We start from the raw sequence: 14,047 nt of genomic DNA on the forward strand, positions 1-14,047 counted from the left end.
GCCCTTCTACTAACACAATCCTGTGATCTTATAATTTTACCTCACTTAATCAAAGTCTCCGCTATATAGCGTGGTATACCGGCCAATATTGAAAAAGCCGCCCCAAATACTTTTGAGACGGCCTCTTCTTGTTATGCTCTTTTCATAATGATGTGGTCTATGCCATCTTCATCATACACATCGCCGGACTGTACAAACCCGAATGATTCGTAGAATTTTTTTAGATACAGCTGCGCACCAATGGTGATAGGCCCTTCGCCAAACAGTTGCATACAGGCATCAATAGAAGCCTGCATCAGTTCTTTACCTGCACCTGTGCCGCGTGATAAGGGATTGGAGACAACCCTGCCGATAGACATTTCGGGATAGGATATACCGGGCGGTACCAGCCTTGTATAGGCAGCCAGTACAGTATCATCCCATATCATAAGGTGGTAACATTTCGGGTCTTTGTTATCCGCATCCTGGAACACACAGTTCTGTTCTACCACAAATACTTCGTTGCGCAGGCGAATGATATTGTACAGCTCATGCGGCGTTAATTCATCAAAAAACTTATACACTGTTTTACGTGCCATAACTGCTGTTTTGTTATTTCCCAATACCCGGAACAACAGGCAGGCTTTCATTGCCCGCTGCAGTGACGGATTGCACTGCAAAGAAATAATTATCTTTTGAATATGGCAGGCGCATTTCTGTAGCCGTTGTGAAAAATTTCTTCTGCCATACTGCGCTGGTTGTTTCGCGCAGCAATACGTAGTAGCCTTTGGGTGTGCCGGTGGCAGGCGCTTTCCAGTAAAGGAATGTTGAATTGGTGAGGTTCTTAACGTCCATCTTTACTTCATCGGGGGCGCCGGCAGACGATGCGAGGTTGGCCAGGTTGCAGAGGTTGAGTGCCGTGTTTTTGCGCAGGTATTCAAAATCCATGAACCTGGTAAGGTCGCCATATTCGATGCCTTTTTCCGTGCGCAGATCCTGGTGCTGGTGGTTGAAGTTTTCATTCATTTCAGTAATGCGCACCGCGGTAAAACCATTGTCAACAAAGGGGGAGTGATCGCCGCCGCGTAAAAAACGGTCGTTGCGGTAAACCATCACAACTTCGAGATTGTCAACATAACGCTCGCCGGTTTCCTTTACATAACGGGCCAGCTGGCGGGCAGGGCCATCATTTTCGAGCCCCATCTGGCGAATGAATTTTGCTTTTTTATCCAGTTCATAAGCAGGCAGTCCTTCGCTGAAAACACGTATGCGGGTGTTTTCAATAATATTGGTTTCATTGCTGTTGTTACTGCCCATAATATCGTTGTTGAGCATGGCCGTAACATTCCAGCCCAGCTTTTTGGCTTTGTTGGCAAGGTAGGTGCTTCCCAACAGACTTTGTTCTTCGCCGCTTACCGTAACAAAAATAATGGTGGCCGGGAACTGCTGCCGGCTCATGATGCGTGCGCATTCCAGTACGGCTGCGCAGCCGCTGCCATCGTCATTGGCGCCGGGTGCATCGTTGGTGCGGTCCATTACATCGGTACGGCGGCTGTCGAGGTGCCCACTGATGATAAAGATGCGTGTATCGTTGGGATCGGTGCCTTTGAGCGTGGCCATTACATTGCCCAGGTTGGTTACCGCATCTACGCGTTTGCCATCGGGCTGCAAGTTGGTGGTATCAATCACGGCAGTCAACCGTCCGCCGGCTGTTTGGGCAAACTGGTTGAATTTGCCGAGCACCCAGTTGCGGGCTGCGCCAATACCTTTGCGTGCATCGGTGGTTGAACTTAATGTATTGCGGGTGCCGAAGGTAACAAGTGTGCTGATGTACGATTGCAGCGAATCGGCAGATACAGCCTGCACCATCCGTGCGATAGCGCTGTCGCGTTGTATGGTAGTTTGTGCCTGTGTGCTTTGCTGCAGCAACAGCAGGCCAAGCAGGGCCGGTAGCAGTTTTCTCATGCGTTGTGTTTTGTAAGGGAAAGATAACCGATTCCCTGTTTGCTGAAACACGATATCGGTTAACCGGCCAATGCTTCGGCCATTGTATTAATAGTTGTATTTATTCTTCCATTTTTGTTTCAGGAAACGGCGCAGTTCTTCTTCCCTTGCATTGGCGCCCGGGTTGTAAAATGGTGTGCCACTTAATTGCTCGGGCAGGTATTCCTGCTCTGCAAAATTACCTTCAAATGAATGCGCGTATTTATATCCCTTGCCATAGTCCATGTCTTTCATCAGGCGGGTAGGGGCATTGCGTATGTGCAGGGGTACAGGTAAATCGCCGAATTGTTTTACGGCTGCCAGCGCAGCGCCAATGGCTTCGTACGAGGCATTGCTTTTGGGTGAAGAAGCGAGGTAAGTAGCACATTGTGATAAAATAATGCGTGCTTCGGGGTAACCGATCTTGCTAACTGCGTCAAAAGTGGCGTTGGCCAGCAGCAAGGCGTTTGCGTTTGCGTTGCCCACATCTTCACTGGCAAATATTACCATGCGGCGGGCAATAAACTTTACATCTTCGCCCCCTTCAATCATGCGGGCCAGCCAGTACACGGCACCATTGGGGTCGCTGCCGCGCATGCTTTTGATGAATGCGGAAATAATATCGTAATGCTGTTCGCCCTGTTTGTCGTAAAGCGCTACGCGTTTCTGGGCTACCTGCATCACAAGGTCGTCGGTAAGGGTGACCTGGTTGTTTTTGGCAGCAGCGGTAATAACCAGTTCAAACAGGTTCAGCAGTTTGCGGGCATCTCCGCCGGATATATTGATGAGTGCAGCGGTTTCCTGCAAGTCAATCTTATATTCTTTTAATACTTCATCTTTTTGCATGGCCTGCTGCAGCAGCTGCACCAGGTCTTCGTGCGTAAGAGCTTTCAGTACATATACCTGGCTTCTGCTTAACAGGGCCGCGTTTACTTCAAATGAAGGGTTTTCAGTGGTAGCACCGATAAGTGTAATGGTGCCCTTTTCTACTGCACCCAGCAGGGCATCCTGCTGACTTTTATTGAAGCGGTGAATTTCATCGATAAACAGGATGGCGTGCAATTGCTGTTTAGCGGCCTCGATTACTTCGCGCACATCTTTTACGCCACTGCTGATGGCGCTGAGCTGGTAAAACGGTACCTGCAGGGTGTGCGCAATGATATTGGCAATGGTGGTTTTGCCCACACCCGGTGGCCCCCACAGTATCATGGAAGGTATGCTGCCGTTGTCGATTGCGGTGCGCAGTATGCTGCCTTTGCCGGTGAGGTGCTGTTGCCCCACCAGTTCGTCCAGCGTAGCCGGGCGCATGCGTTCAGCGAGTGGTATTGCATGTTTCATAGCAGTGGCAATGTACGCAATTTGCAGAAACTACTAAGCTATTTAGCAAAAGAGCGGCTTTCCCGGGATAAAATTTCCTGGTCAAATAAATAGGTAAATATTTACGTAAATATTTACCTTTATTGTTCATTAAACAGCTATGACGAACGATCAGTTAATACAGCTTAATAACCCGGTATGGCACGCGCTGCAAACCGTACACCGGCACTTTGCTGCAGGCACAGCGCTTGCACAGCGTTACCCGGCCGATGTGGTGCCGTTTATTGCAGGCAAAAATGCTGCGCCCGGTCTGCTGCACGAGATGACCCCGCTGGTGGCAGCAGGAGAAACCGTGTACCTGGTAGGTGAGTTCCCGGCAGCAATACCCGCCATGTGGCAGCAGGGGAACAGGCTGAACTGCCTGCAAATGATTTGCCCGGTATTGATTGCCCCGCGCACGGATAGCGAAATAAATGTGTTGCAGTTGACCCCGGCCGACAAAACTGATATGCTCACCCTGATTAACCTGGTGCAGCCCGGCTTTTTTAAAAGCCGTACCGCTGAAATGGGGAATTACTATGGCATACGGGCAAACGGCCGGCTGGTAGCTATGGCAGGGGAGCGCCTGAAAATGCAGGGCATTACAGAAGTAAGCGCGGTAGTTACGCATCCTGATTTTACGGGCAGGGGCTATGCACAGCAGCTGGTGGCGCATGTGTGTAAAAACATTCATACACAGCAGGCATTGCCTTTTTTACAGGTGCTGAGTGCCAATGCGCATGCAATACGGATTTATGAAAAGCTGGGCTTTGTAAAACACAGGGAGATTGCTTTCTGGCAGCTGATTAAATTATAAGGTTATTCCGTGTCGGTGGGTGTGTCGTCGATAATAGAATCTTTGTTTTTGCGGATCAGGTAGTATGTCCAGAAAATATGTACCAGCAATATGGTAGAAAACGAAAGCATCGTAATGACTACGTTTTCCATAAAGCGGGTGGACACTTTCACTGGCAATTGGTTTACCGTAGTACGCAGAATATCAGGATGGGTAATAACAACAATGCAAACAAAAGTATACAGGAAGCTGTACACAATGGCAAGAAAGCTGTTTACTACCAGCCAGTCTTTTTTTCTGCGGGTAAACTGCTCTTTGCGGATGATGACAATGCTGAAAAATACGTTGGAGTACCATGCATACAATATTACACCCACCATCAGGAAAGCCATCATTGCCACCGGCGGAGAAGCAAGCGCCATAGAAATTACCGGCAATAGCGATACTGCAAGAAGTACGGCAAACAAATTCACAAAAAAAGATAAGATACGGTATACGATCATTCCTTTCATCCGCTGCATTTTTATAACCGCCTGTAACTGCATCACCGGTACTACCGGATAATGAATGTCACCGTGCGGTTTATTCTTCCTGCAAGATGCGATATTTTCTATTGTTGTTGGGCAAAAGTTTTGTCTGCCGGCGCATCGGCCTGCTCACCGGCATGCGGGTTGAGGTGCACATTGTTGATCTCTTCAAACACCTGGCCGTCTTCATAACTCACCGACACAAATACCGACAGCTGTTGTTTTGCCGGGCCTTTAAAGGTGCCCTTTACCGGACTGCAATCGTTGAAATGCCTGCCCACGGCGAGTTTTACGTGTGTATTGGTTACCCATACATTGTTGGTGGGGTCAATGCCTGCCCAGCCATAACCAGGCAGCCACGCTTCTACCCAGGCATGGGTAGCGCCTTCGCCGCGCATGCCGTTTTTATTGGGACATATGTAACCGCTTACATATCTGCCGGGGATGCCGAGCGTGCGCAATATTTGCAGCATCAGGTGTGCAAAGTCCTGGCAAACGCCTGCATGGTGTTGCAGTATCTCATCCACCGTAGTGTTTACATTGGTGATGCCTTTGTTGTATTTAAAATGCTTGAAAATATATTCGCTGCAATACTCTACCGTGGCTGCAACAGATTTGCCCGGTTTGTGCAATTCCTGCACTATGGCTATAATCCCGGCTTGCCTGCTGATGTTATCGGGTGCTGCCAGTTCCAGCAGTTGCAGCTGGTTGTCGCACTCCTGGTGTAACTGTTCAAAGCTGCCATGAAAGTTGATGCGCAGCTGTGCAGGCGCTACGGTGCGTATCAGCAGCCTGTTTTCTATGATAAGCTGTGTGTGCTGCTGCAATACATTGAACACGCCATTTTTATTGCCCCAATAGTCAATATGGGTCTGTATTTCAGGGTGCGTGGTAATATTGAGCTCGTGCAGCAGCACTTCCTGGTCAGGGCCCTGGTATGGGTAAATGCGGATATCGTTGACACTTTCTTTTACCGGCCTGTCGTATTCGTAACGCGTAATATGATGGATTTTGAAAACTGGCATTGCATGAATTTAAGAATAGGAAAAAAAATGCTGGCCAAGCAGCTGGCCAAAGGTGGACAGGTCGGTTTGCAGTTCGGCAAGAAACGGCCGCAGGGTTTGGTTGTTCAGTGTATCAAAATCAAGGTACTGCACTTTGCTGAATAAACGGCCGAAGTTGCTGCAAAGCCTTATGTGGTCTGCATTCTGGTTATCCGTAGGGATGTCTTTCAGGTGCTTTTCTATCCTGTTAAGGGAATAGATAACCGAGCGGGTAAAATCGCGGTTAATGAGTACCTGTTGCAATACGTTTTTGTTGTAATGAACAGAGCGGTAACTTTTGAGATGCAGTTCGTAACCCGAAAGCGACAGCAGCAGGTAGCGCCATTGCATAATATCTTGCGCATCGTCCATGCGGTAACCAATACGGCCGAATTGTTTGTCTGTAAGCAAAATGGTTTCGAGGCTGCGTTCCAGGTACTTGCCAATGTTCATAAAGCTCCAGCCTGTACCACGCGCCATGGTGATATCTGTAATGCCGTTGTACATTACGCAGTGGCGGCTTAAAAGGCCCAGCACATCCATGGCCTGGTGTGCATTGAGCCGGTTATTTAATGCAGGGTGATTTACTACATGGTATAGCTGGTTTACTTCTTCCCACATTTCTTTGGTGATGTGATCCTGCACCCCGCGTGCGTTTTCACGGGCTTTACTGATGAGTATCCTGAGTGAATTGTGATTGCCAGTATCTGTGATCAGTTTCTGCAATGCGCCCTGTGTATCGTTTTCCAGCGCGCTTATTTCAGCTTCATTGCCCGGTACATAGGTTTCGAGCAGCGGGCGCCAGTTAAGCGGGCCGTTAACGCCTTTGTCGAGCGATAGGGTAAAATGGGTAGAAGTAGTGCGCAGCAATCCGTCTGCGCGTTCCATGTAACGGTTTAACCAGAATAAGGCGTCGGCTATGCGGCTAAGCATTGGCTGATATTTTTAACGATGTTGAGTAGTTGTTGCAAAAGATAAAATGTGCCGGGAGTTTTATTCATCAATAATCCAGGTGTCTTTGCTGCCGCCGCCCTGCGATGAGTTTACCACCAGCGAGCCTTCCCGCAGTGCCACACGCGTTAGTCCGCCGGGTACAATTTTAATCCCATTGGGGCCGCACAATGCATAGGGCCGCAAATCAACATGCCTTGGCTGAAAACGGCCGTCTATCAAACAGGGCACGGTAGACAATTTGATAATGGGCTGTGCAATAAAATTGCGCGGCTCCTGTTCAATGGTCTTGCGTGCTGCTTCCCATTCGGCTTCCTGCACGGTATTGCCCATAATCATACCATAACCTCCGCTCTGGTTGGTTCGTTTTACCACCATGCTGCTGATGTTGTTAAATACATACTCCCTTGCTGCGGGATCGCTCAGCTGATAGGTGGGTACATTGGCCAGTATCGGTTCTTCATTCAGGTAATAACGGATCATATCAGGTACATAGGCATACACAGCCTTATCGTCTGCCACACCATTGCCCACTGCGTTTACAATGGCAACATTGCCCCTGCGGTAAGCGCTGAGCAAACCAGGTACGCCCAGCACACTATCGGCCTTAAAGGCCAGCGGGTCAAGAAATTCATCGTCTATCCTGCGGTAAATTACGTGTACCTGTGCCAGCCCGTTGGTTGTTTTCATAAACACTTTGTGGTTGTTGATCACCAGGTCACGGCCTTCTACCAGGGGAATGCCCATTTGCCTGGCCAGGAAGGTATGTTCATAATAAGCGGAGTTAAACACACCTGGTGTGAGCAATACCACGGTGGGATTGGCGAGTTGGGTTGGTGACAACTGCAGCAGTATTTCGTGCAGCAGCAGCGGGTAATTGTGTACCAGCCGCACCTGGTTGGCAGAAAGCATATCCGGGAAAATACGCTTGGTTACTTCGCGGTTTTCAAGCATATAACTTACGCCCGACGGGGTGCGCAGGTTATCTTCCAGTATATAAAAGCGGCCGTCTTCACCACGTATCAGGTCTATGCCGGATATGTGCACATAAATATCGTAGGGTACCTGTATGCCGAACACTTCGCGGGTATAATGCGGGCACGAGGCAATGAGTGCAGCAGGTATAATGCCGTCGTGAATAATCTGCTGGGTGTTGTAAATGTCTTTTAAAAACAGGTTCAGCGCTTTCAGGCGTTGCTGTATGCCTTTTTCAACGGTGTCCCATTCGCGGCCGGTGATAATACGGGGAATAATGTCGAATGGGAAAATACGTTCAATACCTGCGTTGTCGCTGTATACGGTGAAAGTGATGCCCTGGTTCATAAACAGCTCACCGGCCAGCATTTCTTTTTGCTGAATAGTGGGCATATCCATGTGTCGGAGTGCGGTAAATACTTTCTGGTAATGGTCGCGTATGCCTGCATCACATTTCATTTCATCCCAGATGCCGGGAGCGCTGGCATATTGCTGCAGCAAATCGGAAATACTCATGGGCAATCAGTTCGGTACAGTTTAAAAAAAAAGCAGCCGCAGGGATACCCGTATCCCGGCAGCTGCAATTCGAAGTGAAAGTAATTTAGGCAATAACCATCAAACCATCAAGCAATTGAACAATAAAAAAGCGGCCCGCAGGCCGCTTTTGCTATTTCAGGTTGAGTTTTATCTGCAACTCATCAAATTGTTTGTCATCAATTGTGCCGGGTGCATCGAGCATTACATCGCGGCCGCTGTTGTTTTTGGGGAAGGCGATAAAGTCGCGGATGCTTTCGCTGCCGCCGAGAATAGAACACAAACGGTCGAAACCGAAAGCGATACCGCCGTGTGGTGGCGCACCGTATTCAAATGCACCCAGCAGGAAGCCGAATTTGTGGTTGGCTTCTTCGGGGCTCATACCCAGTGCAGCAAACATTTTCTCCTGCAGTTCGCGCTGGAAAATACGGATAGAACCACCGCCGATTTCATTACCGTTCAGCACCATGTCGTATGCATTGGCTTTGATGCCTGCATACGGATGTTCAAGGTACTGCTCGGGGTTATCGATCACCGGTGAGTTGCCGATCATTACCGGGATATCAGACGGTTTGGGTGAGGTAAACGGATGGTGACGCGCTACCCAGCGGTTTTCTTCTTCTGCATATTCAAACAGCGGGAAATCGAGTACCCACAGCAGTTTAAATTCATCTTCCCTGCGCATGCCCAGGCGTTTGCCCATTTCGAGGCGCAGTTCGCTGGCTGCTTTACGGGTGCGTTCTTCACGGCCTGCAACAACCAGGATAAGATCGCCGGGTTGTGCATTGGTGGCTGCAGCAATGGTTTTCAGCCTGTCTTCAGTATAGAATTTATCTACACTGCTTTTCAGCGTGCCGTCGGTATTGTATTTAATGTATACCAGGCCCTGCATGCCTATCTGCGGGCGTTTTACCCATTCAGTCAGTTCATCGGTCTGCTTGCGGGTGTATTCGCTGCAGCCCGGTACTGCAATGGCAATAACGGTTTCAGCATTATCAAATACGCCAAAGCCTGCGCCTTCCAGTCCCTGTTTGCCTTCACCGAAAGCAGTATGCCTGCCGGGGAATGTGTGTGAAGGGAATTTGAGGTTGGCGAGCTGCATGCCAAAACGGATATCCGGTTTGTCATTACCATATTGCCACATGGCTTCATCCCAGGTGGTGCGGGTAATCACTTCATTGTAATCGATACCTTTTACATCTTTGAAGATGCGGCGTACCAGCCCTTCAAACATCTGCAGAATGTCTTCCTGTTCTACAAAGCACATTTCACAGTCAATCTGTGTAAACTCGGGCTGGCGGTCTGCACGCAGGTCTTCATCCCTGAAACATTTTACAATCTGGTAGTAGCGGTCGTAACCACTTACCATGAGCAGTTGCTTGAATGTTTGGGGTGATTGCGGCAGTGCATAAAACTGGCCGGGGTTCATACGGGAAGGCACTACGAAATCGCGTGCGCCTTCGGGCGTTGATTTAATGAGGAAGGGGGTTTCAATATCCATGAAATTGTTCTCGTGCAGGTAGTTCCTGGCAGAGCGGTTTACGGCATAACGCAGTTCAAGGTTTTTCTTTACTGCATTGCGGCGTAAATCGAGGTAACGGTATTTCATGCGCAGGTCGTCGCCGCCATCAGTGTTGTCGTCGATGGTAAAAGGCGGTACTGCAGATTTATTGAGTATCTGGAAAGCACTAACAACTATTTCAATATCACCGGTGGCCAGCTGCGGGTTTTTATTGGAACGCTCACGTACCACGCCTTTGGCTTGTATTACATATTCACGGCCGATGGATTGTTCATCAAGCGAGGCTGAAATATTTTCTTCAAACACGAGCTGACTGATGCCATAACGGTCGCGCAGGTCGACAAAAATGAGCGATTTGCTGACTTTTCTAACTGTCTGCACCCAGCCGGCGAGGGTTATTTCCTTTTGAACGTCTCCGATTCTAAGTTCACCACAAGTGTGTGAGCGGTACATATACTGTTGCGTTTTGTAATTGAATGAAACGTCTTGAAACGGCAGGGCCTTTCAAGCCTCAATCCTTGCGTGGAAACCGGCTGCGGCAACCACACAAGGGACGCAAATATAACCGAAATGGCCGATGGGTGTTGCGTTAAATTGCGGCTGATTGTTGCAATTTGCTGCCGATTGACGCATAACCGCCGGGTAACAGCATATCGGCTATTTCTTTCCAGCTGTTTACGCGGGTATGTTTGTCGATGTGTATGTTGTGGGTAGCGGTAAAGAAGAGTTTTTCACCTTCAAAATAGTCCAGGTTTTTCAGGTGGTCATCAATCATATAATCGCCATGTACAATTTTTTTGCTGCCACAGAATACAATCTGCTGCCAGGTAATAAAAGGGAAGTGCTCGTTGAGCCAGGCCACTTTTTCTGCCAGTGACTGCGGAAATTCCAGGGCTGCAGAAACAATATATACATCATACACCTGGTTCAGGGCTTCAATTACGGCCTGGCTGTCTTTAATAACCGGCGGCGTGCGAAAAAAGCCGGGCATATATAAAAAACTGCGCACCAGCTGGCTGTCGGGAAATGCTTCTGTTTCGGGCTTGCCCAGCAGGCTTTCCCGGTTTACGGTAATGCCTTTATGCTGCTGGTAATAGCTAATGTATTGACTGGTAATGTCTGCCATCACGTGGTCCATGTCGATAATAACGCGCTTCATACTTGCAATTTTGTGCAATTTAGTGCGAAATATTGCAATAATTTGCAAAGTTGATGTAAATTTGAAGTAAAATATTGCAAGTGATGTTGAAAGAAGAGCGTTTAGACTTTATTTTGCAGCGGCTGAAGGATAACCAGAAAGTGACCCTGGGCGAATTAAGCGGCGCCCTGCAGGTATCGGAAGATACGGTACGAAGAGATATTGAGTTGCTGGCAAATAATGGTTTGCTGATGAAAGTGCGGGGAGGAGCGATACCGCATTCGCCCAACGTGCATTCGTTTAAAGAGCGTATTCATTTACTGGAGCATAATAAAAAGCAGGTTGCGGAAAAAGCGCTGGGTTTGCTGCAGCCGGGGCAGGTAATACTGCTCGATGGCGGCACCACTACTTATACCATTGCCAGTATGCTGCCGCACGACCTGGCCATTACTGTGGTCACCAACAATATACCCATTGCAGCCCTGCTGGCCGATCATCCTTCTGTTGAACTGATTCTTGCCGGGGGAAAAGTGTTTAAAAATTCGCAGGTAACCATGGGTATGGAAGCATTGCGCATGTTTCGCCGCATGCGGGTAGATACCTGTTTTATCGGCGTGTGCAGCCTGCATCATGAAATAGGCATCAGTACCAACGATTATGGCGAAGCAGAAGTAAAAAGCGAAATGCTTAAATGCGCCAACCGCGTAGTGGCAGTAACCACCAACGATAAAATAGGCACTGCCGAGCCTTATAAAGTGTGTGATATTACCGAACTCGATACCATTGTAACCGAAGAAAGCACCGACAGTGATTTACTGAAACCCTATACAGCCCTGGGTATAAAAGTGCTGTGATTGCTGCATTTGCGGAAAGAACATTGCTGCCATACCAACAACAAATTAGTAAGATGAACCTGTCTCTTTCCATTGATGTTAACCGCTCGTTCCGTATTGCAACGAGTGTGTTCTTTTTTATTGCGGGCATTACATTTGCCAGCTGGGCCAGCCGCATACCGGATATTAAAAACCAACTGCACCTGAACGATGCAGGCTGGGGCAGTGTACTGTTTGCATTGCCGGTAGGGCTGATGTGCAGTTTGCCCATTTCAGGCTGGGCAGTAGCCAAATTCACCAGCCGTAAAGTGTTGATTTTTGCTGCGCTTTTATATCCCCTTACACTTACACTTATTGGCCTGGCAACAGCCGTATGGCAGCTGGTAGGCATACTTTTCTTTTTCGGTTTGTGGAGCAATATGTTCAACATTGCTGTAAACACGCAGGCTGTGGGTGTTGAGAATTTATATGGCCGTTCTATCATGGCATCGTTTCATGGCTTGTGGAGCCTGGCCGGGTTCTCCGGTTCTGCTATCGGCAGTTTCCTGGTATCGAAAGGGATGCCACCGTTTTTTCATTTCAGTTTAATCTGCGCAGGTACGGTGGTGCTGGTGCTGGCCTCGTACCGTTACACATTACCCAAAGATATTGGCAACACCAACCAGCCGGTATTTGCCAAACCCGATGCCTATATCTGGAAGCTGGGTTTAATTGCGTTTGCCAGCCTGGTAAGCGAGGGTACTATGTTTGACTGGAGCGGTATTTATTTTGAAAAAGTGGTAGCAGTTCCCAAAGCCTATACTACGTTTGGTTTGGTGGCGTTTATGAGTACCATGGCAGGCGGACGCCTTGCGGCAGACTGGGTGGTTACACGCATCGGCGTTACAAAAGTGTTGCAGGGTAGTGGCGTGATTATTACCACCGGGCTGTTATTGTCGGTATTGTTTCCGAATATTGTTACCGCAACCATCGGCTTTTTGCTGGTGGGTGTGGGTGTATCATCAGTTGTGCCGCTGGTATACGGACTGGCAGGCAAATCGAAAACCATGTCGCCCGGTGTGGCGCTGGCAGCGGTTTCCACCATTGGTTTCCTTGGATTCCTGGTTGGTCCGCCCATGATTGGTTTTATTGCACAGGCCGCCAGTTTGCGCTGGTCGTTTACACTGATCGCGGTACTCGGTTTCGGCACCACGCTGCTGGCGTCGAAAACACGAAATATGTAAGGGCAGTTATATCTCATTAGTATGTTTAGTCACCTTGTGTTTGCAAGTAAAAATTATTCAGCCGCCCTGCGTACGCGCGTGGCGGTGGCTGTTTTTTTCTTTATCTCCGGTTTTACCCTGGCCAGCTGGGCTTCACGTATTCCCTCGCTGCAACAACAGCTGCATTTAAACAATGCCGAACTGGGTACCCTGCTGTTTGCCATGCCGCTGGGCCTGTTGCTTACCCTGCCTTTTACCGGTATACTGTTAAGCCGCATCAGCAGCCGCTACATAATGCTGGGCGGCGCTTTGCTGTATGCCGTTTTGCTGCCTGTGCTGGGCCTTGTGCAGCATAGCTGGCAGCTGGGTGTTATTCTTTTCCTGTTTGGCAGTTCACGCAACTTTTTAAACATCGCGGTAAATGCACAATCCGTAGGTGTGCAGCAGTTGTACAATAAATCTATTATTGCCAGCTTTCACGGCATATGGAGTGTGGCGGGTTTTTCTGCGGCAGCATTGGGTACTTATATGTTATCGGCCAATGTATCGCCGTTGTACCACTTCCTGGTGGTAGGTGCTGCAACGCTGATCATGATTGCCTTTTCGTTTGGTGATACCTTAAAACAGGATGTGCCCAGCAGCGGTAAAAAGCCGATACTGGTACTGCCAGACAGGCCTTTGCTGAAACTGGGGCTGGTGGCATTTTGCAGCATGGCTGTGGAAGGTACTATGTACGATTGGAGTGTGATTTATTTTCAGCATGAAGTAAAAGGTGCGGCCGGGCATATTGGTTTGGGATACACCGTGTATATGTGTGCCATGGCTGCTGCGCGCTTTGCCGGTGACAAACTGGTAAACAAATACGGGGTAAAAAAACTGCTGCAGTTAAGCGGTTTGCTGGTTGCAGCGGGTTTGGGCATCGCAGTTGCCTTTCCTTATTTCTATGCGGCCATGGCAGGTTTTATATTAACCGGCTTTGGCATATCCTGCGTAATACCCATGGTGTTTGCAGTGTCGGGCAAAAACACGCGGTTATCACCCGGGCATGCCATTGCGGGCGTGTCTATTGTAAGTTATATCGGCTTCTTATTGGTACCGCCTATGATGGGCTATGTGGCAGAAGCCATTAACCTGCGTGTGGCTTTTGGTATTATCGTATGCAGCGGCATTGGCATAACTTTCTTCTCTTCCAAAATTGCAAAATAAGG

Annotated in this window: 13 protein-coding genes; 4 read left to right on the forward strand and 9 right to left on the reverse strand. The window is 48.7% G+C overall.

Going from position 1 to position 14,047, the window contains the following annotated elements:
* Positions 1-131 precede the first annotated feature (131 nt).
* The 3 genes from DXN05_RS21735 to DXN05_RS21745 form a co-directional block, all read right to left on the reverse strand.
* Positions 132-578 (reverse strand): GNAT family N-acetyltransferase, encoded by a 447-nt coding sequence (locus DXN05_RS21735; protein ID WP_116849521.1) that lies wholly within the window; start codon positions 576-578, stop codon positions 132-134.
* A 13-nt stretch (positions 579-591) separates the two neighbouring features.
* The gene (locus DXN05_RS21740) at positions 592-1,944 is read right to left on the reverse strand and encodes a M20/M25/M40 family metallo-hydrolase (protein ID WP_116849413.1); all 1,353 of its coding nucleotides are present in this window, start codon (positions 1,942-1,944) and stop codon (positions 592-594) included.
* 87 nt (positions 1,945-2,031) lie between these two features.
* Positions 2,032-3,300 (reverse strand): replication-associated recombination protein A, encoded by a 1,269-nt coding sequence (locus DXN05_RS21745; protein ID WP_116849414.1) that lies wholly within the window; start codon positions 3,298-3,300, stop codon positions 2,032-2,034.
* Positions 3,301-3,439: 139 nt separating this feature from the next.
* Between DXN05_RS21745 and DXN05_RS21750 the strand changes: the two genes are divergently transcribed.
* On the forward strand, positions 3,440-4,135 hold the full coding sequence (locus DXN05_RS21750; RefSeq protein WP_116849415.1) for a GNAT family N-acetyltransferase: 696 nt from the start codon (positions 3,440-3,442) through the stop codon (positions 4,133-4,135).
* Positions 4,136-4,137: 2 nt separating this feature from the next.
* Here the strand turns inward: DXN05_RS21750 and DXN05_RS21755 are convergent, their stop codons facing one another.
* The 6 genes from DXN05_RS21755 to DXN05_RS21780 all read right to left on the reverse strand — a co-directional run bounded on the left by DXN05_RS21755 (position 4,138) and on the right by DXN05_RS21780 (position 10,825).
* Positions 4,138-4,626 (reverse strand): hypothetical protein, encoded by a 489-nt coding sequence (locus DXN05_RS21755; protein ID WP_147314030.1) that lies wholly within the window; start codon positions 4,624-4,626, stop codon positions 4,138-4,140.
* 98 nt (positions 4,627-4,724) lie between these two features.
* Complete coding sequence (locus tag DXN05_RS21760) at positions 4,725-5,666, reverse strand: transglutaminase family protein (protein WP_116849417.1); 942 nt, start codon at positions 5,664-5,666, stop codon at positions 4,725-4,727.
* Positions 5,667-5,675: 9 nt separating this feature from the next.
* Positions 5,676-6,617, reverse strand: coding sequence for an alpha-E domain-containing protein (locus DXN05_RS21765; protein WP_116849418.1), 942 nt, complete (start codon positions 6,615-6,617; stop codon positions 5,676-5,678).
* A gap of 60 nt (positions 6,618-6,677) precedes the next feature.
* Complete coding sequence (locus DXN05_RS21770; RefSeq protein WP_116849419.1) at positions 6,678-8,126, reverse strand: circularly permuted type 2 ATP-grasp protein; 1,449 nt, start codon at positions 8,124-8,126, stop codon at positions 6,678-6,680.
* Between the two features lie 151 nt (positions 8,127-8,277).
* The gene (gene aspS, locus DXN05_RS21775) at positions 8,278-10,119 is read right to left on the reverse strand and encodes an aspartate--tRNA ligase (protein ID WP_116849420.1); all 1,842 of its coding nucleotides are present in this window, start codon (positions 10,117-10,119) and stop codon (positions 8,278-8,280) included.
* 136 nt (positions 10,120-10,255) lie between these two features.
* Positions 10,256-10,825: a 5' nucleotidase, NT5C type gene (locus tag DXN05_RS21780; protein ID WP_116849522.1), complete on the reverse strand. Its 570-nt coding sequence runs from the start codon at positions 10,823-10,825 to the stop codon at positions 10,256-10,258.
* An 83-nt stretch (positions 10,826-10,908) separates the two neighbouring features.
* Between DXN05_RS21780 and DXN05_RS21785 the strand changes: the two genes are divergently transcribed.
* The 3 genes from DXN05_RS21785 to DXN05_RS21795 are packed head-to-tail and all read left to right on the forward strand — an operon-like array spanning position 10,909 to position 14,045.
* Positions 10,909-11,658 carry a DeoR/GlpR family DNA-binding transcription regulator gene (locus DXN05_RS21785; RefSeq protein ID WP_116849421.1) on the forward strand — a complete coding sequence of 250 codons (750 nt, stop codon included), beginning with the start codon at positions 10,909-10,911 and terminating at the stop codon, positions 11,656-11,658.
* 53 nt (positions 11,659-11,711) lie between these two features.
* A complete protein-coding gene (locus tag DXN05_RS21790) occupies positions 11,712-12,860 on the forward strand; it encodes an MFS transporter (protein ID WP_116849422.1) in 1,149 nt (382 codons plus the stop codon).
* A gap of 21 nt (positions 12,861-12,881) precedes the next feature.
* Positions 12,882-14,045: an MFS transporter gene (locus DXN05_RS21795; RefSeq protein WP_116849423.1), complete on the forward strand. Its 1,164-nt coding sequence runs from the start codon at positions 12,882-12,884 to the stop codon at positions 14,043-14,045.
* The last annotated feature ends 2 nt before the right edge of the window (positions 14,046-14,047 follow it).

The organism is Deminuibacter soli, from assembly GCF_003412455.1.
GTDB lineage: Bacteria > Bacteroidota > Bacteroidia > Chitinophagales > Chitinophagaceae > Deminuibacter > Deminuibacter soli.

Bases quoted from the DNA above. Each gene is read 5' to 3' on its own strand.
- DXN05_RS21735 (WP_116849521.1), bottom strand. From the start codon at position 578: ATGGCACGTAAAACAGTGTATAAGTTTTTTGATGAATTAACGCCGCAT.
- DXN05_RS21740 (WP_116849413.1), bottom strand. From the start codon at position 1,944: ATGAGAAAACTGCTACCGGCCCTGCTTGGCCTGCTGTTGCTGCAGCAA.
- DXN05_RS21745 (WP_116849414.1), bottom strand. From the start codon at position 3,300: ATGAAACATGCAATACCACTCGCTGAACGCATGCGCCCGGCTACGCTG.
- DXN05_RS21750 (WP_116849415.1), top strand. From the start codon at position 3,440: ATGACGAACGATCAGTTAATACAGCTTAATAACCCGGTATGGCACGCG.
- DXN05_RS21755 (WP_147314030.1), bottom strand. From the start codon at position 4,626: ATGAAAGGAATGATCGTATACCGTATCTTATCTTTTTTTGTGAATTTG.
- DXN05_RS21760 (WP_116849417.1), bottom strand. From the start codon at position 5,666: ATGCCAGTTTTCAAAATCCATCATATTACGCGTTACGAATACGACAGG.
- DXN05_RS21765 (WP_116849418.1), bottom strand. From the start codon at position 6,617: ATGCTTAGCCGCATAGCCGACGCCTTATTCTGGTTAAACCGTTACATG.
- DXN05_RS21770 (WP_116849419.1), bottom strand. From the start codon at position 8,126: ATGAGTATTTCCGATTTGCTGCAGCAATATGCCAGCGCTCCCGGCATC.
- aspS (WP_116849420.1), bottom strand. From the start codon at position 10,119: ATGTACCGCTCACACACTTGTGGTGAACTTAGAATCGGAGACGTTCAA.
- DXN05_RS21780 (WP_116849522.1), bottom strand. From the start codon at position 10,825: ATGAAGCGCGTTATTATCGACATGGACCACGTGATGGCAGACATTACC.
- DXN05_RS21785 (WP_116849421.1), top strand. From the start codon at position 10,909: ATGTTGAAAGAAGAGCGTTTAGACTTTATTTTGCAGCGGCTGAAGGAT.
- DXN05_RS21790 (WP_116849422.1), top strand. From the start codon at position 11,712: ATGAACCTGTCTCTTTCCATTGATGTTAACCGCTCGTTCCGTATTGCA.
- DXN05_RS21795 (WP_116849423.1), top strand. From the start codon at position 12,882: ATGTTTAGTCACCTTGTGTTTGCAAGTAAAAATTATTCAGCCGCCCTG.